The sequence below is a fragment of the Streptomyces sp. DG2A-72 genome (assembly GCF_030499575.1).
In the GTDB taxonomy this organism is placed as follows: Bacteria; Actinomycetota; Actinomycetes; order Streptomycetales; family Streptomycetaceae; genus Streptomyces.
Genome location: NZ_JASTLC010000001.1, coordinates 2,230,976 through 2,252,025 on the forward strand (window position 1 = coordinate 2,230,976; position 21,050 = coordinate 2,252,025).

17 protein-coding genes and 1 pseudogene are annotated in these 21,050 nt (G+C 70.3%); 10 read left to right on the forward strand and 8 right to left on the reverse strand.

The features are described 5' to 3' along the window. Nucleotides 1-105: 105 nt before the first annotated feature. On the forward strand, nucleotides 106-1,326 hold the full coding sequence (locus QQY66_RS10640) for an MFS transporter (protein ID WP_301978902.1): 1,221 nt from the start codon (nucleotides 106-108) through the stop codon (nucleotides 1,324-1,326). Here the strand turns inward: QQY66_RS10640 and QQY66_RS10645 are convergent. Together QQY66_RS10645 and QQY66_RS10650 are read right to left on the reverse strand one after the other, a co-directional pair. Continuing rightward, nucleotides 1,263-2,435, reverse strand: coding sequence for a hypothetical protein (locus tag QQY66_RS10645; protein ID WP_301978903.1), 1,173 nt, complete (start codon nucleotides 2,433-2,435; stop codon nucleotides 1,263-1,265). The two genes, QQY66_RS10640 and QQY66_RS10645, sit on opposite strands and share 64 nt — an antisense overlap. Continuing rightward, complete coding sequence (locus QQY66_RS10650; protein ID WP_301978904.1) at nucleotides 2,432-3,373, reverse strand: 5-dehydro-4-deoxyglucarate dehydratase; 942 nt, start codon at nucleotides 3,371-3,373, stop codon at nucleotides 2,432-2,434. Before QQY66_RS10650 ends, QQY66_RS10645 begins: the two co-directional genes overlap by 4 nt. 171 nt (nucleotides 3,374-3,544) lie before the next feature. On the opposite strand from QQY66_RS10650, the gene QQY66_RS10655 reads away from it, so the two are divergent. The 8 genes from QQY66_RS10655 to QQY66_RS10690 all read left to right on the forward strand — a co-directional run bounded on the left by QQY66_RS10655 (nucleotide 3,545) and on the right by QQY66_RS10690 (nucleotide 11,367). Beyond that, nucleotides 3,545-4,354, forward strand: a complete 810-nt coding sequence (locus tag QQY66_RS10655; protein WP_301978905.1) for an NAD(P)-dependent oxidoreductase — start codon at nucleotides 3,545-3,547, stop codon at nucleotides 4,352-4,354. Between the two features lie 286 nt (nucleotides 4,355-4,640). Continuing rightward, nucleotides 4,641-5,411 (forward strand): DeoR/GlpR family DNA-binding transcription regulator, encoded by a 771-nt coding sequence (locus QQY66_RS10660; protein ID WP_301978906.1) that lies wholly within the window; start codon nucleotides 4,641-4,643, stop codon nucleotides 5,409-5,411. Between the two features lie 120 nt (nucleotides 5,412-5,531). Further along, nucleotides 5,532-6,902, forward strand: coding sequence for a sugar ABC transporter substrate-binding protein (locus QQY66_RS10665; RefSeq protein ID WP_301978907.1), 1,371 nt, complete (start codon nucleotides 5,532-5,534; stop codon nucleotides 6,900-6,902). Continuing rightward, complete coding sequence (locus QQY66_RS10670; protein ID WP_301978908.1) at nucleotides 6,899-7,837, forward strand: carbohydrate ABC transporter permease; 939 nt, start codon at nucleotides 6,899-6,901, stop codon at nucleotides 7,835-7,837. Before QQY66_RS10665 ends, QQY66_RS10670 begins: the two co-directional genes overlap by 4 nt. Next, the gene (locus QQY66_RS10675) at nucleotides 7,834-8,679 is read left to right on the forward strand and encodes a carbohydrate ABC transporter permease (RefSeq protein ID WP_301978909.1); all 846 of its coding nucleotides are present in this window, start codon (nucleotides 7,834-7,836) and stop codon (nucleotides 8,677-8,679) included. Before QQY66_RS10670 ends, QQY66_RS10675 begins: the two co-directional genes overlap by 4 nt. Further along, nucleotides 8,676-9,665 carry a zinc-dependent alcohol dehydrogenase family protein gene (locus QQY66_RS10680; protein ID WP_301978910.1) on the forward strand — a complete coding sequence of 330 codons (990 nt, stop codon included), beginning with the start codon at nucleotides 8,676-8,678 and terminating at the stop codon, nucleotides 9,663-9,665. Before QQY66_RS10675 ends, QQY66_RS10680 begins: the two co-directional genes overlap by 4 nt. Before the next feature lie 189 nt (nucleotides 9,666-9,854). Then, entirely contained in the window at nucleotides 9,855-10,076 is a 222-nt protein-coding gene (locus QQY66_RS10685) for a hypothetical protein (RefSeq protein ID WP_301978911.1), read from the forward strand. Between the two features lie 73 nt (nucleotides 10,077-10,149). After that, on the forward strand, nucleotides 10,150-11,367 hold the full coding sequence (locus QQY66_RS10690; protein WP_301987266.1) for a TerD family protein: 1,218 nt from the start codon (nucleotides 10,150-10,152) through the stop codon (nucleotides 11,365-11,367). A 60-nt stretch (nucleotides 11,368-11,427) separates the two neighbouring features. Here the strand turns inward: QQY66_RS10690 and QQY66_RS10695 are convergent, their stop codons facing one another. The 5 genes and pseudogenes from QQY66_RS10695 to QQY66_RS10715 form a co-directional block, all read right to left on the reverse strand. Next, the gene (locus QQY66_RS10695) at nucleotides 11,428-12,444 is read right to left on the reverse strand and encodes a 1-aminocyclopropane-1-carboxylate deaminase (protein WP_301978912.1); all 1,017 of its coding nucleotides are present in this window, start codon (nucleotides 12,442-12,444) and stop codon (nucleotides 11,428-11,430) included. A gap of 14 nt (nucleotides 12,445-12,458) precedes the next feature. Then, nucleotides 12,459-13,097 carry a GntR family transcriptional regulator gene (locus QQY66_RS10700; protein WP_301978913.1) on the reverse strand — a complete coding sequence of 213 codons (639 nt, stop codon included), beginning with the start codon at nucleotides 13,095-13,097 and terminating at the stop codon, nucleotides 12,459-12,461. A 75-nt stretch (nucleotides 13,098-13,172) separates the two neighbouring features. Next, a pseudogene (locus QQY66_RS10705) lies at nucleotides 13,173-14,324 on the reverse strand (TROVE domain-containing protein); the annotation flags it as partial. Nucleotides 14,325-15,079: 755 nt separating this feature from the next. Next, entirely contained in the window at nucleotides 15,080-16,528 is a 1,449-nt protein-coding gene (locus QQY66_RS10710) for an alkaline phosphatase PhoX (protein ID WP_301978914.1), read from the reverse strand. A 187-nt stretch (nucleotides 16,529-16,715) separates the two neighbouring features. Next, nucleotides 16,716-18,140, reverse strand: coding sequence for a hypothetical protein (locus tag QQY66_RS10715; RefSeq protein ID WP_301978915.1), 1,425 nt, complete (start codon nucleotides 18,138-18,140; stop codon nucleotides 16,716-16,718). A 327-nt stretch (nucleotides 18,141-18,467) separates the two neighbouring features. Here QQY66_RS10715 and QQY66_RS10720 point away from each other — a divergent pair, with 327 nt between their 5' ends. Beyond that, on the forward strand, nucleotides 18,468-20,294 hold the full coding sequence (locus QQY66_RS10720) for an endonuclease/exonuclease/phosphatase family protein (protein WP_301978916.1): 1,827 nt from the start codon (nucleotides 18,468-18,470) through the stop codon (nucleotides 20,292-20,294). 10 nt (nucleotides 20,295-20,304) lie between these two features. Here QQY66_RS10720 and QQY66_RS10725 read toward each other — a convergent pair whose 3' ends face one another. Beyond that, the gene (locus QQY66_RS10725; RefSeq protein ID WP_301978917.1) at nucleotides 20,305-21,048 is read right to left on the reverse strand and encodes an SRPBCC domain-containing protein; all 744 of its coding nucleotides are present in this window, start codon (nucleotides 21,046-21,048) and stop codon (nucleotides 20,305-20,307) included. Nucleotides 21,049-21,050 lie beyond the last annotated feature (2 nt).

The window sequence follows — 21,050 nt, forward strand, 5'->3', positions numbered from 1 at the left end:
GTCCGGACGACCGACCGGCGCTCGCCCTTCCATCGTCCTTCCGCAGCCGCACTAAGGCATCTGCCCGATGCCCGCCGCCCCGCCTTAGAACCACCATGACCAGGCATGACACCGACCTGGACAGTGCTGCGCGTGCTGCGCGACCGCAACGCGGGGCTGTATCTCTCCGGCGTGGTCGTCTCCGGCTTCGGTACGTCGGCCCTGTGGCTGGCGTCCGGCGTATGGGTCAAGGACCTCACCGGCTCGGACGGCCTCGCCGCGCTCAGCATGCTCGCCATGTGGGCGCCGACCCTGTTCGGCCCCCTGCTGGGCACGCTCGCCGACCGCACCCGCCGCAAACCTCTCCTCATCGCCACCAACGTGCTCCTGGCCGCCCTGCTGCCCACCCTCCTCACCGTCGACTCCGCGGACGGCCTGTGGCTGCTGTTCGCGGTCCTGTTCGTGTACGGCGCGGCGGGCGTCGTCCATGACGCGGCGGACTCGGCGCTGGTCGTCACCGCCGTCGACCGATCCCTCCTCGGCGATTTCAACGGGCTGCGGATGACCGCCACCGAGGGCATGAAACTCGTGGCCCCGCTGGCGGGCGCGGGCCTGTACACGGCGTACGGCGGCCCGAGCGTGGCGCTTCTGGACGCCATGACGTTCGTGCTGGCCATCGGCCTGTACGTCGGCCTCCGCGTCCGCGAGGAGAAGCCCCGGCCGCTCTCCGGCCGGCGTGGGCAGACGTCCGAGGGCGCCCGGCACCTGTGGGCGCACCCCCGGCTGCGCTCGCTCGTCCTCGCGGGCGGCACGACGATGCTCTGCGCGGGCGTGAACGGCGCGCTGGTCTACGCCGTCGTCGACGGCCTGGGCCACTCCCCCGCGTACGCCGGACTGCTCGCCGCCGTCCAGGGCGCCGGTTCCGTGGCGGTCGGCCTGTTCTCGGGCGCGGGGCTGCGACGCCTCGGCGCACCTCGTTTCGCGGCGTGCGGGATGGCGGTCACGGCCGTCGCGGCGGCCCTGCGGGCGGTGCCGTCCGACGCGGTCGCCCTGGTGTGCAGCGCGGCGATCGGCGCTGGGCTGCCGTGCGTGCTGATCGCCGCGCTGACCGCCGTACAGCGGGAGACACCGGATGCACTGCTGGGTCGTACGGTCGCCACGGCCAACACGTTGATGTTCGCGCCGAACGTGGTCGGGCTGGCCGTGGGCGCCGGTCTGGTCGAACTGGTCGACCACCGGCTGCTGTTGCCGTTCCTGGGCCTGGCGTGGCTGGTGGCGGCGGCTCAGCTCGCGGCGAGTGCGGAGCGCACCGTCTCCAGGTCGCCGTCCGACGCCAACCCGGCGTGATACAGCCGGATTTCGGTCGCCCCGAGATCCCGGGCGCGGGTCAGGTCCGCGGTGAGCGTGGCCGGGGTGCCGCCCATGCCGGAGACGACGGTGAAGTTGGCGGCGACGACAGCGCTCCCCTGCTCCACGCTGCCCTGCTCCACGAAGGGCGTGAGCAGACCCGGCCCACCCGCGCACGGCACGACCACACCGTCCGCGACCGACAGGATGTGCTCCGGGTCCACCCCCGCGTTCGCACCGCAGTGGTACGACACCGGGTCGGCGTGCAGCAGGACCTGGAAGCCGTCGGGAGCGGCGGCACGCACCGCTCGGACCGCCGCCTCCTGGAGCGTGCGGGCGGTGTCGTCGCGCCACGCGCGCGTGGCCGTCGCGTTCGTCTCGCCGAGCAGCTTCTCGATCGCCGCCCAGCCTCCGTCGGAGGGTGCGCCCTGCCACACGGGTTCCAGCGCGGTGCGTACGGCTGCCGCCAACTCGTCGGCGTCCAGGCCCTGTTCGCCGTACCCCGTGCGGCAGTCCGGGCAGAAGCAGAGCGACATCAGGTACTGCCCGGCGTCCCCGAGGCCCACCCCGCCGGTCTTGTCGTGGGCGTGCAGGTGCTGCAGCCCGTACCAGCCGAGGGACTCCAGTTCCGTGCCGCGCGCGCCGGGCCGTACCGCAGCCTCGGCGGCCAGGTCGGTCAGGTACGCGCGCGTGGCGGGCTGGGCGATGCAGGGCGCCCACGGGTAGCGGTCGCCGTAGGCGTTGACGACCGAGGTGTCCGGGTGCTCGGCGCCCATACGGGAGTTGTGCGCGAGGACGACCCAGGTGTGCACCTCCAGGTCGGCGTCCGCGAGCGCGGTGGCCGCCTCGCCGTAGGCGTCGCCCGGGGCCCAGTCACCGGCCGGGTACGGGCGCAGCTCCCGACCGTCCCACCGGTCGTCCGTGGGATACAGCACGGCCGCGTGCTCGGCGGTGACGATGCGGTGACGCGGGTGGCGGGGGGTGAGGGCGCGGGTGGAGTGGTAGGCGGCGGCGAGTGTCACCTGCCGCACGCCGAGCGCGGCGATCCGGCCGGGGGCCTCCGGGTCGCCGTTGACGTCCCAGGGGTAGACGAATGTCGACGCCTTCACGCATCCTCCTGCAGCAACTCGTAGCCTCTGTCGATGAGTTCGGCCAGCTGCTTCACATGTTCCCCGGCCGGTTCGTGCAGCGGCGACCGTACCGGACCGACGTCGAGCCCCCGCAGCCGTACGCCCGCCTTGACCAGCGAGACGGCGTAGCCGCGGCCCTGGGCGCGCAGGTCGACGAAGGGCCGGTAGAAGCCGTCCAGCAGCCGGTGGACGGTGGTGTCGTCGCCGGTGCCGAGCGCCCGGTGGAAGGCGAGGGCGATCTCCGGGACGAAGCAGAACACGGCGGAGGAGTAGAGGGCGATGCCGATGCCGCGGTAGGCGAGCTGGGTCTGTTCGGCGGTCGGCAGTCCGTTGAAGTAGAGGAAGCCGCCGGGGGCCTCGGTGCGGACGGCGCTCACGATGCGCTGCATGAGGTCCAGGTCGCCGAGTCCGTCCTTGAATCCGATGATCCCGTCCGTGCGGGCCAGTTCGACGGCCGTCTCCGGCGTGAACACGGCGTTGTCGCGCTGGTAGACGATCACGGGCAGCGCGGTCGCGTCCGCCACTTCCCGGTAGTGCCGCAGCAGCCCCTCCTGCCCGGCGACGACGAGGTACGGCGGCATGGCGAGCAGCCCGTCCGCCCCGGCCGTCGCCGCGAGACGTGCATATCGCACGGCGAGCGCGGTGCCGTAGCCGGCGCCCGCGACGACCGGGACGCGCCCCTCGGCCGCCTCGACGGCCGCGCCTACACAGGTCTCGAACTCCTCCGGCGTGAGCGCGTGGAACTCCCCGGTGCCGCAGCAGGCGAACACGGCGGCGGCCCCGGCCTCGACGCCCCGGCGGACATGGGTGCGGTAGACGTCCAGGTCGACCCCGCCGTCGGGGCCGTAGGCGGTGACGGGGAAGAACAGCGGCCCGCTGGGGATGCTCAGGCGTGCGGCAAGGGGGGCTGGCGTCACGGGCACTCCCTGTAACGAGGACGGCTGCATGCAGGATTCTGATCAGAGTTTACGTTTATGAACACAGGCTGCGCCACCCTTGACGAGCAAGGTCGGTGATCCTTAGCTTGTCCATGAATGTGAATACCGTGTGGTGCATGCATACGGCCCTGGACTCAAGGAGAACCGAGGATGCCAGCCCCCCGCACCGTTCTGCTCACCGGCGCCGTCGGCGGGCTCGGCACCCTGATGCGGGACCTGCTCCCGGACTACGGCTACGCACTCCGCCTGCTCGACCTGCGCCCGATCGAGGGCGAGCCGGACACGATCGTCGCCGACCTCACCGACAAGGGCGCCGTGCGCGAGGCCGTCCGGGGCGTCGACGCGATCATCCACCTCGCCGGCATCTCCCTGGAAGCCCCGTTCGAGAAAATCCTCAGGGCGAACATCGAGGGAACGTACAACCTGTACGAGGCGGCTCACCAGGAGGGCGTCGAGCGCATGGTCTTCGCCTCCTCCAACCATGCGGTGGGCTTCACGCCCCGCCCGCAGGGCGAAGACCCGCTCATTCCGATCGACACCCCGCGCCGCCCCGACACCTTCTACGGCCTGTCCAAGTCCTTCGGCGAGGACCTCGCCCAGTTCTTCTGGGACAAGCACGGCCTGGAGACCGTCTCCGTGCGCATCGGCTCCTGCTTCCCCGAGCCGACCAGCGTGCGCATGCTCTCGGTGTGGATGAGCCCGGCCGACGGCGCCCGACTCTTCCACGCGGCCCTGACCGCCGAGCACGTCGGCCACACCGTCGTCTACGGCTCCTCCGCCAACACCCGCCTGTGGTGGGACCTGACCACCGCGCGGGCCCTCGGCTACGCACCGCAGGACGACTCCGAGCCGTACGCCGAGAAGCTCATCGCCGAACAGGGCGAGCTCGACCCGGAGAACGTGGCGCACGCCTGCCTCGGCGGCCACTTCGTCAGCGATCCGCCGATCTGGCCGTACTGACGTCTGGCTTCACTCATACTTGCGCGAGAGCGCTTCTGCGGCGGGCGGGCACCGAACGGGCCCGCCCGCCGCCGCATCCGGGCACGGGTCCTGCCCGATCTCACGCCCTTTTCGACAGCCGTGCTGGTCCGAGGCGGGCACCGGTAGAGTCGAACGGGCACACACGGGCATTATCGGGCCCCCAACAGGCCTGGTCAGTGTCGGGCGCCCGCTGTAGAACTTCCTCCATGGGTCCCACCGGGCCCGAACGGGCAAGGAGCTCTCAGTACGAAGGCAGGTATCGGCCATGGGCGAGAAGACGGCGGAAGAGCGTCAGCGGGAGATCGTCCGCGTCGCTCGCGCCTCCGGCTCGGTCGACGTCACCGCGCTCGCCGCCGAGCTGGGCGTGGCGAAGGAGACCGTACGACGGGATCTGCGCGCCCTGGAGGACCACGGGCTGGTCCGCCGCACACACGGTGGCGCGTACCCCGTGGAGAGCGCCGGTTTCGAGACGACGCTCGCCTTCCGCGCCACCAGCCATGTCCCCGAGAAGCGACGCATCGCGTCCGCCGCGGCCGAGCTGCTCGGGGACGCCAAGACCGTCTTCGTCGACGAGGGGTTCACCCCCCAGCTCATCGCCGAGGCACTCCCCCGGGACCGGCCGCTGACCGTGGTCACCGCGTCCCTGCCGGTCGCCGGCACGCTCGCCGAGGTCGAAGGCATCTCGGTGCTGCTCCTCGGCGGCCGGGTCCGCTCCGGCACCCTGGCCACCGTCGACCACTGGACGACGAAGATGCTCGCCGGCTTCGTCATCGACCTCGCCTTCATCGGCGCCAACGGCATCTCCCGCGAACACGGTCTGACCACCCCCGACCCCGCGGTCAGCGAGGTCAAGGCGCAGGCCGTGCGCGCCTCCCGGCGCACCGTGTTCGCGGGCGTGCACACCAAGTTCGGGGCGGTGAGCTTCTGCCGGTTCGCCGGGGTCGGCGCACTGGAGGCGATCGTCACGAGCACGCTGCTCCCGACGGCCGAGGCCCACCGCTACTCACTGCTGGGGCCACAGGTCATCCGGGTCTGATCAATCGGGTCTGATCAACCGGGAACCGATCAACCGGGTCCGAAAATCCAACGCACCTCCTGTAGGGCACCCCCACGCCCGGCAACACCCCTTATCTCCCCAAATGTTCAGGAGCGATCCATGCGAACCCAGAGCCGTCGGAGGCCGCGAGCCACACTCGCCGCGGTCGCCGCAGGGACGCTGCTCGCCCCGCTGCTCACCGGCTGCTGGGTCGGCGCGGGCGGGGCCGGATCGGGCGGCAACTCGATCAACGTCCTCATGGTGAACAACCCGCAGATGGTGGAGCTGCAGAAGCTCACCGCCGCCCACTTCACCAAAGAGACCGGCATCAAGGTCAACTTCACCGTCCTGCCCGAGAACGACGTCCGCGACAAGATCAGCCAGGACTTCGCCAACCAGGCCGGCCAGTACGACGTGGCCACCCTGTCCAACTACGAGATACCGATCTACGCCAAGAACGGCTGGCTGCACGAGATGGACTCGTACGTCGCCAAGGATCCGGCGTACGACGAGCAGGACATCCTCAAACCGATGCGCGAGTCCCTGACCGCCGAGGACGGCAAGCTCTACGGCCAGCCCTTCTACGGCGAGTCGTCCTTCCTGATGTACCGCAAGGACGTCTTCCAGAAGAAGGACCTGACGATGCCCGCGCACCCCACCTGGCAGCAGGTGGCGGACCTCGCCGCGAAGGCCGACGGCGCCGAGTCCGGCATGAAGGGCATCTGTCTGCGCGGCCTGCCGGGCTGGGGCGAGGTCATGGCTCCGCTCACCACGGTCGTGAACACCTTCGGCGGCACCTGGTTCGACAAGGACTGGAAGGCCCGGCTCGACTCCCCCGAGTGGGAGAAGGCGGTGAAGTTCTATGTCGACCTCGTCCGTGACCACGGCGAGTCCGGCGCCGCCCAGTCCGGCTTCGCCGAGTGCCTGAACAACATGACCCAGGGCAAGGTCGCCATGTGGTACGACGCCACCTCCGCGGCCGGTTCCCTGGAGTCCGCCGGCTCCCCGGTCAAGGGCAAGGTCGGCTACGCGCCCGCGCCGGTCGAGAAGACCGAGTCCGCCGGCTGGCTCTACACCTGGGCCTGGGGCATCCAGGACGCCTCCCGCAACCCCGACAAGGCCTGGAAGTTCGTGTCCTGGGCGTCCAGCAAGCAGTACGAGCAGCTGGTCGGCGACGAGATCGGCTGGTCGAACGTACCGGCGGGCAAGCGCGCGTCGACGTACGAGAACCCCGACTACCGCGCGGAGGCCGCCGCCTTCCAGGAGATGACCAAGGAGGCCATCGAGGGCGCACGCCCGGGCGACCCGGGAGTGCAGCCGCGCCCGGCACCCGGCATCCAGTTCGTCGGCATCCCCGAGTTCACCGACCTCGGCACCAAGGTCTCCCAGGAGATCAGCGCGGCCATCGCCGGACGCCAGTCCGTCGACTCGGCCCTGCGCAAGTCCCAGCAGCTCGCCGAGAAGATCTCCGAGGAGTACGAGGGACGATGACCGCCACGACCACCGCTCCGATCGCCGCACCATCCGTCCGCGCCGAGAAGCGCCCCTCGGGCCGCATGCGCGCCTGGGCCACCCGTGCCCCCCTCCTCCCCGCCCTGATCTTCATGATCGTCGTGACCCAGCTGCCGTTCGTGGCCACGCTGGTGATCTCGTTCTTCGACTGGAACTCGCTCTACCCCGACGCCCGCGAGTTCACCGGCTTCGCCAACTACTCCGAAGTCCTCACCGACCCGGACCTGCGCCGTTCCGTATGGACGACGGTCCTGCTCACCGTGGCCGTGGTGCTGGCCAGCCTGGTCCTGGGCCTGGCCCTCGCGCTGCTCCTGGACCGGAAGTTCAAGGGCCGGGGACTGGTCCGCACACTGCTGATCGCCCCCTTCCTGGTGGTCCCGGTGGCCGCGGCGCTGCTCTGGAAGCACGTCCTCTACAACCCCGAATACGGCCTGTTCAACGGCCTGTTGCACTATGTCGGCGGCCCCCAGCCGGACTGGATCTCGAACACCCCGCTCCTCGCCGTCGAGGCCGCACTGGTCTGGCAGTGGACGCCGTTCATGATGCTGATCCTGCTGGCGGGCCTGCAGAGCCGCGACCAGCAGCAGATGGAGGCCGCGCGGGTGGACGGCGCGAGCGACTGGCAGATCTTCCGCCATCTGACGCTCCCGCACCTGCGCCGCTATCTCGAACTGGGCGCCCTGCTGGGCTCGATCTACATCGTCCAGAACTTCGACGCGGTCTTCACGATCACCTCGGGCGGCCTGGGCACCGCCAACCTCCCCTACACCGTCTACCAGACCTTCTACCAGGCCCATGAGAACGGCCTCGCCTCGGCCGCGGGCGTCCTGGTGGTCATCGGCTCGATCATCATCGCGACCCTCGCCCTGCGCGTCGTGTCGTCCCTGTTCCGCGAGGAGGTGGGCCGCGCATGAGCGACATCGCCGTACGCATCCGCAAGCGCAAGGGCGCAAGCCTGGGCCTGGTGGCCTGGCTGACCGGCATCGTCTTCTTCCTGCCCATCGCCTGGATGGCGCTGACGTCCTTCCACTCGGAGGAGGACGCGGCGACCAACCCGCCGTCCTTCGGGGCCGCCCTCACCCTGGACGGCTACCGCGAGTTCTTCGGCGCGGGCGGCGGCGCGAGCCCCTGGCCGTCCCTGATCAACTCGGCGGTGGCGTCGGTGGCGTCGACGCTGTTCGTCCTCGTCCTGGCACTCCCCGCGGCCTACGCCCTGTCGATCCGCCCGGTGAAGAAGTGGACGGACGTCCTGTTCTTCTTCCTGTCGACGAAGATGCTGCCGGTGGTGGCGGGCCTCCTGCCCATCTACCTGTTCGCCAAGAACACGGACATGCTCGACAACGTCTGGCTGCTGGTCATCCTCTACACGTCGATGAACCTGCCGATCGCGGTCTGGATGATGCAGTCGTTCCTCTCCGAGATCCCGGTGGAGGTGATCGAGGCGGCAAGGGTGGACGGCGCGAGGCTCCCGACGATCCTGGCCCGCGTGGTGGCCCCCATCGCCCTGCCCGGCATCGCCGCAACCTCACTGATCTGCTTCATCTTCAGCTGGAACGAGCTGCTGTTCGCGAGGGTGCTGACGGGCGTGGTCGCCGAGACCGCCCCCGTCTTCCTGACCGGCTTCATCACCAGCCAGGGCCTGTTCCTGGCGAAGGTGTGCGCCGCGTCGCTCGTCATCTCCCTGCCGGTGCTCGCCGCGGGGTTCGCCGCCCAGGACAAACTGGTCCAGGGCCTGTCGTTGGGAGCCGTCAAATGAAGGCCGCCGTCATCGAGTCCGTGGGCAAGGCCGTCGTCGCCGAGGTCCCGGACCCGACACCAGGACCGCGCGATGTCGTGGTCGAGGTCGCGGCGTGCGGCCTGTGCGGAACGGATCTGCACATCCTCCAGGGCGAGTTCGCCCCCAAGCTGCCGATCGTGCCGGGGCACGAGTTCGCGGGCGAGGTGGTCGGGGTGGGGACCCAGGTCACGGAGCTGTCGGTGGGCGACAGGGTGGCGGTCGACCCGTCCTTGTACTGCTACGAGTGCCGGTGCTGCCGTACGGGCCACAACAACCTCTGCGAACGCTGGGCGGCGATCGGCGTGACGACGGCCGGGGGTGCGGCGCGGTACGCGGTGGCTCCGGTGGCGAATTGCGTACGACTGCCCGAACACGTCCGTACGCAGGACGCGGCGCTGGTGGAGCCGTTGTCCTGCGCCGTCCGGGGCTACGACGTCCTGCAGTCCCGCCTCGGCGCCCACGTCCTGATCTACGGCTCCGGCACGATGGGCCTGATGATGCTGGAACTGGCCAAGCGGACCGGCGCGGCCAGCGTCGACGTGGTCGACGTGAACCCGACCCGCCTGGAGACAGCCCGCCGCCTGGGCGTCTCGTCCTCGGCCGCGAACCCCGACGAACTGGACCGCCCCCAGGGCTGGGACCTGGTCATCGACGCGACCGGCAACGCGGCGGCCATCCAGGACGGTCTGGAGCGGGTGGCGAAGGCGGGTACGTTCCTGCAGTTCGGCGTGGCGGACTACGCAACCCGCGTCACGATCGACCCGTACCGCATCTACAACCAAGAGATCACGATCACGGGTTCGATGGCCGTCCTGCACAGCTTCGAACGCGCGGCGGAACTCTTCGCGACGGGGGTCCTGGACCCCGACATCTTCATCAGCGACCGCATCCCGCTGGACCGGTACCCGGAGGCGCTGGACCAGTTCGCATCGGGGGTCGGCCGCAAAATCGTAGTGGTGCCGTAGCCCTTCCTCGTCCTCAAACGCCGGACGGGCTGAAAGATCAGCCCCTCCGGCGTTTGAGGAGCGGGGGTCCGGGGGCTGGCCCCCGAAACGGGGTCGAAGGGGCGGAGCCCCCCTTCAGGATGGGACGGGTAGGGCGGCGGGGGCGAAAATCGATGGGCCGCACCACTCCGCATCCGTACCATCCCGACCATGCCGAAACCCCAAGGCTTCCGCTACGAGGACCGCCCCGACGGCACCGTCCTGATCACGCACTCCGGCCGCCAGGCCACCATCCTGCGCGGCTCCCGAGCGGACCAGTTCCGCCACGAGGTCACCACGGCCGACCCACAACTCGTCATGGCCCGCTGGACCGGAAACTACAAACGCGGCAACGAACGCACCGCCCGGAATCACCCCCGCAACCGCCGCTGAACCCCAATCAGCCAATCGGCCCCCGGTAAGGGAACGGTAAAACACCCTCGCTCGTTCACCGGGCATGACAGCTATGACCCCCGGCTCGAACATCCCTCTCCCCACCGCGCGCGTGACGGTGGACGTCGCCGCGCCCGTGCGGCTCGACGTATCGGGCCTGCTGCTCACCGCCGACGGCAAGGTGCGCTCGGACGACGACTTCATCTTCTACAACCAACCCGCGGGCCCCGGCGTGACGTACCGCTCGGGCGGCGGCACCGCCCCCGACGCGATCACCGTGGACACCGCGGCCGTACCCCCCGGCATCGAGAAGATCGTCGTCACCGCCAGCCCGGACGCCCCCGGCCAGACCTTCCAGGGCATCGAGCCCACGGCCACGATCCGCAACGCGGACGACAACAACGCCCTGGCCACCTTCACGCCCCCGCAGCTCGGCGCCGAGACGGCCCTGGTGGTCGTGGAGATCTATCTGCGCAACGGCGTCTGGAAGGCCCGCGCGGTGGGCCAGGGATACGCCAACGGCCTGGCCGGCATCGCCACCGACTTCGGCGTCAGCGTGGAGGAACCGGCGCCCACCCCGGCTCCCGTGGCACCGCCCCAGCCGGTCACCCCGCCCCCGGCGGCGCCCACGCCCACGATGCAGCCCCCGGTCACCCCGCCGGCCCCGCCCATGTCCGCCCCGGCGGCGCCTCCGGCCCCCGCCCCCGGCGCCGGAAAGATCAACCTCGACAAGGGCCGGGTCAGCCTCCAGAAGAACCAGACCGTGTCCCTGATGAAGGGCGGCCGCCCCCTCCTCTCCCAGGTCCAGATGGGCCTCGGCTGGGAGCCGGCGTACCGCGGCAAGGACATCGACCTGGACGCCTCGGTCATCGCGTACGGCCCGCAGCGCAACCACATCGACAGCTGCTACTTCGGCAAGCTCCAGATCGTGAACGGCGCGATCCGCCACTCCGGCGACAACCTCACCGGCGAGGGCGGCGGAGACGACGAGGTGATCACCGTAGACCTCGGCCGCCTCCCGCAGGACGTCACCGGCCTGGTCTTCACCGTCAACTCCTTCTCCGGCCAGAAGTTCACCGAGGTCGCCAAGGCCTACTGCCGCCTCCTGGACGCCTCGACCGGCGAGGAACTGGTCCGCTTCGACCTCACCAGCGCCGAACCGCAGACGGGCGTGATCATGGCCAAGCTCATCCGTCAGTTCTCCGGCGAGTGGGAGATGACGGCGATGGGCGACTTCGTCAAGTCGCGGACGGTGCGCGGCATGGTGAAGCCCGCGGCCAAGTCGCTGTAGCGGCCGATACGAACGAACGCCTGGCCGCCCCCGACCCAGGGGCGGCCAGGCGTGCGGTCTCTAAAACAGCGCGCTGTATGCGTTCAGCGCGGGCTGCCCGCCGAGATGGGCGTAGAGCACGGTGGAGTCCCGGCCGATCTCGCCCCGCGAGACCAGGTCGATCATCCCGGCCATCGACTTCCCCTCGTACACGGGGTCGGTGACCATCCCCTCGGTCCGGGCGGCGAGCCGCATCGCCGCGAGCGTCGCCTCGTCGGGAATCCCGTACGTGCCCGCGTGGTAGCGCTCGTCCAGCTCGACGTCCGCTTCCGTCAACTCCTTCTGTACGCCGATGAGTTGCCCGGTGCCCTGCGCGATACGCGCGATCTGCTCCCGGGTGCGGACGGGCTCGGCCGACGCGTCGATGCCGATGACGCGCCGTGTGCGCCCGCCCGCCTCCTCCAGCGCACGGAACCCGGCGACCATGCCGGCCTGCGTCGACCCGGTGACCGAGCAGACGATCACGGTGTCGAAGAAGACGCCCAACTCCCGTTCCTGATCGGCGACTTCGTTGGCCCACGCGGCGAAGCCGAGGCCGCCGAGCGGATGGTCGGAGGCGCCGGCGGGGATGGCGTACGGTGTGCCGCCCGCCTCCTCCACCTCGCGCAGCGCCTGTTCCCAGCTCTCCTTGAAGCCGATCCCGAACCCGGCTCGCACAAGCCGTACGTCCGCGCCGGCGAGGCGGCTGATGAGGATGTTGCCGACCTTGTCGTACACCGAGTCGGGCCACTCCACCCAACTCTCCTGCACCAGCACGCACTTGAGCCCCGCGCGGGCGGCACAGGCGGCTACCTGACGGGTGTGGTTGGACTGCACCCCGCCGATGGAGACAAGCGTGTCGCAGCCCTGCGCGAGCGCGTTGGCGACCAGGTACTCCAGCTTGCGGGTCTTGTTGCCGCCGTACGCGACACCGGAGTTGCAGTCCTCGCGCTTGGCCCAGAGGGATGCGCCACCGAGGTGTTCGGTGAGGCGCTCCAGCCGGTGCACCGGTGAGGGGCCGAAGAGCAGCGGGTAACGCTCGTACGAGGAGAGGGGCATGGAGCCTCCTTGGCTCAGTCGGGGTCGGCCAGGTCCACGAGGGTGCGCCAGATCTCCGCCGTGACGCGGACCGCCTCGTCCACGTCCTTGTCCCCGCAGGCCGCGATCAGCCGTTCGTGCAGCCCGGGCGAACGGCAGGTGCCGCCCTCGCCGAAGCGGCGGCGCTCCAGCCGGCGGATGAGGGGGGTGTAGCGGGCGACGGTGGCTGCGGCGGCGCGGTTGCCGCTGCCCCGGACGAGGACGTCGTGCAGTTCGTCGTCGGCGCGCAGGGCGGTGTCGACGTCGCCCGCGCGGACGGCGGCGGCGAACCGCTCGTTGGCGGCACGCATCTTCTCGATGTCCGCGGCGAACAGCCGGGGCACGGCGACCCGGGTGGCCAGCTCGTGCATGGCTCCGACGACCGCCGCCGCGTCGCGTACGTCGCCCGCGACGACCGGAGTCACCCGTGTGTAGCTCTGCGGCTTGCTCTCCAGCAGCCCCTCGTCCACGAGGCGCGAGAACGCCTCCCGCACCGGCGCCCGCGACAGCCCGAGCAGCTGGGCGAACTCGGCGTCCCGGACGACCGCACCGGGCTCGATCTCACCGGCGACGATGGCGTCCCGGATCGCTTCGTAGGCACGGTCGCGGAGCAAAGTGCGCGGTACGGCTTCCACAAACTGAAATGTTAGATGTCAGTCGCGGCTGCGGACAAGGGTGTACCCCACACCGAAGTGCGGGGCACACCCTGCCTACGCCGTCCAGGGCCAGTCGGCGTCCCGACCGCTCTCCAGAAGCGGCACCATCCGGAACGCCGCGTCCGAGAGGCCGCCGAAGGTGTGGCGGTTGCCCTTGCCCGACGGGCCGTGGCCCGCCCGGTACCCGGCGAGGTTCCAGGTGTAGACCGGCACGTCGGCCGGGACCTGCTCGGTCGGGTCGCCGTAGGGGCTGAGGGCGTACTGCTCGTCGGTGACGATCAGCACCCGGTCCTGCCCCCGGAAGTGCGCGCGGACCGCCGAGGTGGTGTCGGTGCCGCCCAGGTCGCCGAAGCGGCCGAGGATCTTCAGCACCGACTCGCCCTTGCGGAAGTCCAGGCGCCGGCTCGAGGAGCCGAACTCCACCAGATCCGCGTCCGCCGCCCGCAGCGCGAGCGCCGTGCCGAAGATCGCCGCCGCGTCGGCCCTGTCGAGCTCCGAGCGGTCCGACAGGCGCGAGTAGAACATCGAGCCCGAGCGGTCGACGAGCACCAGCGTCCGGCCGGGCAGCGCGGGCACCTGGGCCAGCGAGTGGCCGAGCGCCTGCTCCAGTGGGTACGACCAGCGCAGCGAGGGCGCGTGCCGGTACGCGGCGAGGTACCGGAAGGGGAACTGCCGCGAGCGCGCGACCTCCGCCGGGTCGCTGATCCGGGCGGCCACCTGGGCGGCGACCTCGTCGGAGACACCGGCCTCGTCGAAGTTCCGCAGGTTGCGCACGAGCGCCATCGGGCCCATGGACGGGACGACGGCCTCCCAGGCCGCCTTGTCCATCGGCCCCTGCAGCCAGCCCGCCAGCGCCTCCCACGTCATTCCGGCCGCCGCGAGCCGCTCGGCACCGTCCGGCGCCGTGACGACCGCCCGCCGCTCCTCGACCGGCAGCGCCATCAGCTCGCGATGCGCGACGAGGACACGGCTGGACGCGGGCGCCACCGCCGTGTCCGGGTGATGCCGCCGGTCCAGCGCGTACTGGAACAGCTCGCCCTGCCACGGCTTCTCCGGGTCCGGCGCCGCGTGCACCAGGTTGAGGATGTCGCCGAAGCGGTAGCCCTTGGACGCGGTGTCGTACTTCAGCAGCGACTTGCCGCTGTAGAGCCGTCGTACGGCATCGGCGATGCCCCGCTGGACGGGCTGGGGGACGGCACCGCCGTGCGCCGGGCGAGCCAGACCTCTTGGTACCGGCGGCTCTGCTTCTGGCGCACCGGCTGGACGCGGGGGTTGTTCAGGTGCTGGTAATTAGGCGTCAGCGCATGGCAGTTCGGGCACAGGAGGCGGAGGTCCTCCGGACGGTTCTTCGTACGGTCGCCGTCAATGTGGTCGACGTGCAGAGGAATCCGCCCGGAGACAGGGTTGACTTCGGCCCAGCCGCACTTCTCACAGCGCTGCCCCCTGAGGAGGACGAGCCCCTGGCGCACCCTCCAGTCCGGCCTGCCGTCTTCCCTCGTGCCACTGATCTCGCCCGCTTGCCACGCAGCGAACCATCGCGCGAACGTGCCCGTGCGCTCGTAGCGGTCATCGTTGAAGCACTCCCACGAGCAGTACGGCCCGACACAGCGAGGGCGCCGCTCTGTCGTTCCGCAACGGAGGCACGGCGCGGGCTCCCCACGACGTGCCTCCGCCTCCTGCCTGCGGGTCTCGTTGGCGCAGGCACGGCCGCAGTGGACCGCGCCGCGGGTCAAGACGGGCTTGCCGCACTGAGGACACGGCGGCTTGGGCTTCCGGTGTGACTCAGCGCGCTGCCGCGCCGTCCCCTGGAGACTGCAGCGGTTGCTGCAGTAGCGCCTGCGTTTCTCCTTCACCGGAGTGCCGCACTGTTCGCACAACTTGGACATGCCGGAACGCTATGTCCAGCACCGTCAACCGTCCGCCGAATCAGACAGGCCCACCCGTTCGAGTGACCGTGCGTTCTACCGTTTCTGACGCTTCCAGGGCCCCGTGATGGCGAGCAGGATGCCCGGGTCCTGGATGTTCGCGTACAGGGTGCGGCCGCAGGGCGAGAAGGTGACGCCGGCGAACTCGCTGTACTCGGGCTCCTCTTCGGTGCCGATGTTCAGGTCGTTCCGGGCGATCGGATACGTGCGGCCGCTGTCGGTGGCGCCGAACAGGTGCTGGATGCCCTCGCCGTCCTCGGCGAGGATCAGGCCGCCGTACGGGGAGACGGTGATGTTGTCGGGGCCGTCGAAGGCGCCGTCCTTGGACGGATCGGCGTTCACGCCGAGCAGGACCTTCAGGGTGAGGGTGCGGCGCTTGGGGTCGTAGAACCAGACCTGGCCGTCGTGCGGCTGTCCGGGGCTCTCCGTGCGGGCGTAGGAGGAGACGATGTACGCGCCGCCGTCACCCCACCACATGCCCTCCAGCTTGCGGCAGCGGGTGACCTGGCCGGTGGTGAACTGCTTGCGCACGGAGGTCGTCCTGGCGTCGCGGTCGGGGACGTCGATCCAGTCGACGCCGTACACCGTGCCGATCTTGGTGGCGCGGGAGAGGTCGTCGACGAACTTGCCGCCGGAGTCGAAGCACCTGAAGGCCTCGAACGTGCCCGCGTCGTCGGCGAGGGTGCGCAGCTTGCCGCGGCCGTGGCGGAAGCCCTCGGGCGGGGTCCAGCGGTACAGCAGGCCGTTGGGGTTGGAAGCGTCCTCGGTCAGGTAGGCGTGGCCGCGCTTGGGGTCGATGACGACGGCCTCGTGGGCGTACCGGCCCAGCGCCTTGATGGGCTTGGGGTTCTTGTTGGCGCGCCGGTCGCAGGGGTCGACCTCGAAGACGTAGCCGTGGTCCTTGGTCATGCCCTTGGAGCCGGCCTTGTCCTCGGTCTCCTCGCAGGTGAGCCAGGTGTCCCAAGGGGTGCTGCCGCCGGCGCAGTTGGTGGAGGTGCCGGCGATGCCGACCCACTCGGCGACCTCGCCGCCGGGGCGCACCTCGACGACCGTGCAGCCGCCGGCCGCGGCCGGGTCGTAGACGAGGCCATCGGCGAGCGGGACCGGGGCGTCCGCGTCGGCGTACGGGCCGCCGATCTCGTGGTTGTTGACCAGCAGCGTGGTGCCGCGCGGGCCGTCGAAGGCGGCGGTGCCGTCGTGGTTGGACGGGGTGGTCTCGCCCGACTCCAGCTTGGTCTTGCCGCTGTAGGTGATGACGCGGTACTTGAAGCCGGCGGGCAGCGCGAGGATGCCGTCGGGGTCGGGGATCAGCGGCCCGTACCCGACCCGGCCGTGCGCGGCGTCCGTTCCCTCGGCCTCGCTCTCGACATCGGTGGAGGCGAGCGCGTTCGGTGCGGTGGCGAGGGCGCCGACACTGCCCGCGAGCGCGACACCGGCGCCGGTGATCGCGGAGTTTCTGGCGAAGTCCCTGCGGGTGAGCGACATGCTTACTCCTGTGACGGTGGGTATGCCGTGGAGGGTGGCGGACCTCGGTATGCGGCGCCACGCTCCCGCTCACGCTTTAACAGGAGTTGAATTCCGGGAGTCTCCAGGACACACGCTTCCACGAACGCCATAGGGACGCGGGGAACTGCGCGACCAGCCACAACGAGCCCGCACCCGCAATACGCGCTCAACCCCCTTGTTGCGACCGCGCCTTGAACGCCGCCTTCCGCGCCTCCTTGGCGACCCGCTTGTCCGGATGCAGCCGCCCCATCGCCTCCAGCACATCCGCGGTCGCCGGATGCTCCACCCGCCAGGCCGCCGCGAAAAAGCCGGCGTGCTGCTGAGCGAGCCCCTCCACCAGCCCCCGCAGTTCGTCGGAGTTGCCCTCGGCCGCGAGCTGTGCGGCGAGTGTGTCGATGGTCAGCCAGAACACCATCGCCTCGGACGGCGCGGGCACGTCCGGTGCCCCGTGCTCGGTGAGCCAGACCCGCGCCAGCCCGCCCAGCTCGGCGTCGTCGAGCACCTCCCGCAGCGCGGGCTCGGCCTCCGCGCCGACGAGTGACAGGGCCTGCTGGCAGCGCAGCCTCCGCAGTGGGGCACCCCCGTCGGACCCGCGCGCCGCGGCCAGCAACTCCCGTGCGGCGGCGAGGGGTTCACGGCGGGCCAGCCACTGCTCGGTCTCGGCCTGTGCGGCGGTCGGCGGGAAGCGGGAGGTTCCGTCGAGCAGCGCGTCTGCGCCCTTGTCCGCGAGGTCGCCGACGGCCGGCGCCTCGACGCCGGCCTCCAGCAGCCGCGCCCGCAGTCCGTAGAGCCCGAGCGGGGTCAGCCTGACCATGCCGTAGCGGGAGACGTCCGTGTCGTCGACCGGTGACGCGGGCTCCTCGTCGGCGTCGGCCATCAGCGCCTCGTCGACCGGCTGGAACTCGACGAGACCGGCCGGCGCCAGCATCCGGAACTGGTCGTCGAGGCGCATCATCGCGTCGGAGACCTGCTCCAGGACGTCGTTGGTGGGCTCCCCCATGTCACTGGGCACGATCATGGACGCGGCGAGCGCGGGCAGCGGCACCGGACCGCCGCCCGGACCGTCCTCGCTGACCGTCAGCACATACAGGTTGGCCAGCACCCCGTCGAGGAACTGCGCCTCGGCCTCCGGGTCCCAGCCGAGGGAGGAGAAGTCGATGCCGCCGCCCTCGTCGACCGCCTCGACCAGGTCGTCGAGGTCCGGGACGCTGGCGTCGGCGAGCACCGTCTCCAGCGCTCCGAGCCACACCGCGAGCACGTCGTGGGGCGAACCGCCGGTGAGCAGTGCGAGGTCGTCGCCCGTCACGACTGTGCCCTCTTCCTCGTCGGCGATCTCGACGAGCCCGGTGTCGACGGCGACCCGCCAGGCCTCGCCGGCACAGGCGGCGTCGTCGCCGGTCAGCCCGAGGGCCTCGGCGGCGGAGGGCAATTGCTCCTCGACGAGTCCGCCGCCGGCGTCGACGCGGGTCTCGGGCCCGGCCCAGCGGGCGAGCCGTGCCGCCCGGGACAGCAACGGCGTGGACAGCGCATCCCGCGCCAGCTCCGCTTCGGGGTGCAGCCGCACCGGCGGCAAGGGGGAGCTGTCTGACATGAACTGGTTCTCCTCGGGCGCGTTCTACCACTTAGACGCTCAGCGTAGACGGATTTACACCCATGCCGCCCGGTTCATCTTCCGGTCAGGCCCTGTACATGGCTGAAACCTTGACAACTGGCGTGATCAGGCAGGAGATTGACGCGCGTAGAGAACGGGGGACAACTGTTCACTCTTTCCTGGGCTGTTCACTCTTTCCCGGGCTGTTCACTCTTTCCCGGGCTGTTCACTCTTTTCTACGCGCGTCATACGCGCCTCATGCGCCACCCTTGCACCACCTCGCACCACTCTCGTCCCGGCGCCCACGTACGTCCCCGGAGGGATCCCTTGCCGAGCAGGAGTTCCACGCGCCTCGCCGCGCTCACCGTCGCCGCCGTCTGTTCCGCGGCGTCCACCATCGCCCTGACCTCTCCCGCGCACGCGGACGCCGTGCGCATTCATGACATTCAGGGCAGCACTCGAATATCCCCGTACGCCGGAAAGACGGTCACGGACGTGGCCGGAATCGTCACCGGCGTGCGCGCCTACGGCCAGTCCAAAGGCTTCTGGATCCAGGATCAGAGCGCGGACGACAACCCGGCCACGAGTGAGGGCATCTTCGTCTTCACCAGCTCCATCCCGAAGGTCGCCGTCAGCGACTCGGTGCTGGTGTCGGGCACCATCTCGGAGTACGTCCCGGGCGGGACCTCCTCCGGCAACCAGTCGATCACCGAGATCACCCGCCCGACGGTCACCGTCGTCTCCACCGGCAACGCGCTCCCGGCCGCGACGAAGATCGACGCGAAGTCGGTGCCCGCGGCCTACGCCCCGGCCGGCGACACCACCGCGAACGGTTCGGTCAACGGCCTGCCGCTCCGGCCGTCGGCGTACGCCCTGGACCGCTACGAGTCCCTGGAGGGCATGAACGTCCAGGTCTCCGACACCCGCGTGGTCGGCGCCACCGACCCGCACACCGAGCTGTGGGTCACGGTGAAGCCGTGGGAGAACCGCAACCGCCGCGGCGGCACGGTCTACGGCTCGTACACCTCACAGAACACCGGCCGGCTGCAGATCCAGTCGCTGGGCAAGGTCGCCGACTTCCCGGCCGCGAACGTGGGCGACACCCTCACCGGCGCCACCTCCGGCCCGCTGGACTACAGCCAGTTCGGCGGCTACACGCTCGTCGCCAATGAGATCGGCACGCTGAAGAGCGGCGGTCTGGAGCGGGAGACGACCCGCAAGCAGTCCCGGAGCGAGCTGGCGGTGGCGACGTACAACGTCGAGAACCTCGACCCGTCCGACTCCTCCTTCGAGGAGCACGCGGCTGCGATCGTGAACAACTTGCAGTCGCCGGACATCGTGTCCCTGGAGGAGATCCAGGACAACAACGGCGTGACCAACGACGGTACGGTGGCCGCCGATCAGACGATGCGGAAGCTGATCGACGCGATCGCCGCCGCGGGCGGGCCGACGTACGACTGGCGCTCCATCGACCCGGTGAACAACGAGGACGGCGGCCAGCCGGGCGGCAACATCCGCAATGTGTTCCTGTTCAACCCGGAGCGGGTCTCCTTCACCGACCGCGCGGGCGGCGACGCGACGACCGCCGTCGGCGTGACGAAGGTGCACGGCAAGGCGCGGCTGACCGCCTCTCCCGGCCGCATCGATCCGGCGGACACGGCCTGGGAGGACAGCCGCAAGCCGCTGGTGGGCGAGTTCGTGTTCCGCGGCAAGACCGTCTTCGTGATCGGCAACCACTTCGCCTCGAAGGGCGGGGACCAGTCGCTGCACGCGCAGTACCAGCCGCCGACCCGCAGCTCGGAGACCCAGCGGCACGCCCAGGCGACGGCGGTGAACGCCTTCGTCAAGGACATCCTGGCCAAGCAGCGGAACGCGGATGTGATCACGCTCGGCGACATCAACGACTTCGAGTTCTCCGGCACCACGAAGATCCTCGAGTCCGACGGCGCCCTGTGGTCGGCGATCAAGTCGCTGCCGAAGAGCGAGCGTTACACCTACGACTACCAGGGCAACAGCCAGGTCCTGGACCAGATCCTGATCTCCCCGTCGATCCGCTACAGCTGCGACTTCGCGTACGACAGCGTGCACATCAACGCGGAGTTCAACGACCAGATCAGCGACCACGACCCGCAGGTGCTGCGGTTCCGCCCGTAACACCGTGTGCCTAGGGCTGGCTGAACACTCCGTCCAGCCAGCCCTTCCACAGGTCCTCGTCCGTCTTGGCGTCGGCGCCCGGGGCGAAGTCGTGGACGGACATGCCGACCATGTAGCCCCAGTGGTTGCGGCCGAAGAAGCGGATCAGCGCGTCGTCCGTGCGCAGGCCGAGGAAGTACGGGTTGCGGAAGTCGACGACGGCATCGATGACTTGGCCCTCGGGACCCCGCACCTGCACCCGCTCACCCTCCGCCGTGTCGTCGGCGAGACCGAGCGCACGGCCCACGGTGACGAACGCGTCGGAGGTCTTGGACGCCTCGGGCCCGTCGAAGGTGGCGAACGCGGTGACCGGGCGGCCCCGGAAGCGGGTGAGGTACTCGCGCAGGGTGTGCATGTAGAAGTCGGTGTGCCGGTTGGCGCCGTCGTACTGGTTGTCCCAGTCGTCGACGAAGATGCCGCTGTGCACATACCGCACCCAGGCGCGCCGGCCCTCGTCGCGCGGCTCGATGGTGTAGTCGAGCTGGTTGACGGTCTGCTCGGAGATCCCGTCGACGTCCTCGACGCGGTTGGTGTAGCGGTGCGGCGGGTCCCAGGCGGTGATCGTGGATCCGAAGGGGCCCTTGCCGCCCTCACGCGGCTCGGGCGCCTCCATCGGCCACAGCCAGCCCCCCGTTCCGGCGGTGACGGCCTCCCACACCTCCTCAGGAGTGGCGTCGACTTCAAACTCGCGGGCGATCTCGAATTCCTTGGGCATGG

Excerpts from the sequence above, each read along its gene's own strand:
- QQY66_RS10710 (WP_301978914.1), bottom strand. The coding sequence starts at position 16,528 with ATGTCGCTCACCCGCAGGGACTTCGCCAGAAACTCCGCGATCACCGGC.
- QQY66_RS10725 (WP_301978917.1), bottom strand. The coding sequence starts at position 21,048 with ATGCCCAAGGAATTCGAGATCGCCCGCGAGTTTGAAGTCGACGCCACT.
- QQY66_RS10690 (WP_301987266.1), top strand. The coding sequence starts at position 10,150 with ATGACCCCCGGCTCGAACATCCCTCTCCCCACCGCGCGCGTGACGGTG.
- QQY66_RS10715 (WP_301978915.1), bottom strand. The coding sequence starts at position 18,140 with ATGTCAGACAGCTCCCCCTTGCCGCCGGTGCGGCTGCACCCCGAAGCG.
- QQY66_RS10695 (WP_301978912.1), bottom strand. The coding sequence starts at position 12,444 with ATGCCCCTCTCCTCGTACGAGCGTTACCCGCTGCTCTTCGGCCCCTCA.
- QQY66_RS10670 (WP_301978908.1), top strand. The coding sequence starts at position 6,899 with ATGACCGCCACGACCACCGCTCCGATCGCCGCACCATCCGTCCGCGCC.
- QQY66_RS10665 (WP_301978907.1), top strand. The coding sequence starts at position 5,532 with ATGCGAACCCAGAGCCGTCGGAGGCCGCGAGCCACACTCGCCGCGGTC.
- QQY66_RS10680 (WP_301978910.1), top strand. The coding sequence starts at position 8,676 with ATGAAGGCCGCCGTCATCGAGTCCGTGGGCAAGGCCGTCGTCGCCGAG.
- QQY66_RS10655 (WP_301978905.1), top strand. The coding sequence starts at position 3,545 with ATGCCAGCCCCCCGCACCGTTCTGCTCACCGGCGCCGTCGGCGGGCTC.
- QQY66_RS10675 (WP_301978909.1), top strand. The coding sequence starts at position 7,834 with ATGAGCGACATCGCCGTACGCATCCGCAAGCGCAAGGGCGCAAGCCTG.
- QQY66_RS10685 (WP_301978911.1), top strand. The coding sequence starts at position 9,855 with ATGCCGAAACCCCAAGGCTTCCGCTACGAGGACCGCCCCGACGGCACC.
- QQY66_RS10640 (WP_301978902.1), top strand. The coding sequence starts at position 106 with ATGACACCGACCTGGACAGTGCTGCGCGTGCTGCGCGACCGCAACGCG.
- QQY66_RS10660 (WP_301978906.1), top strand. The coding sequence starts at position 4,641 with ATGGGCGAGAAGACGGCGGAAGAGCGTCAGCGGGAGATCGTCCGCGTC.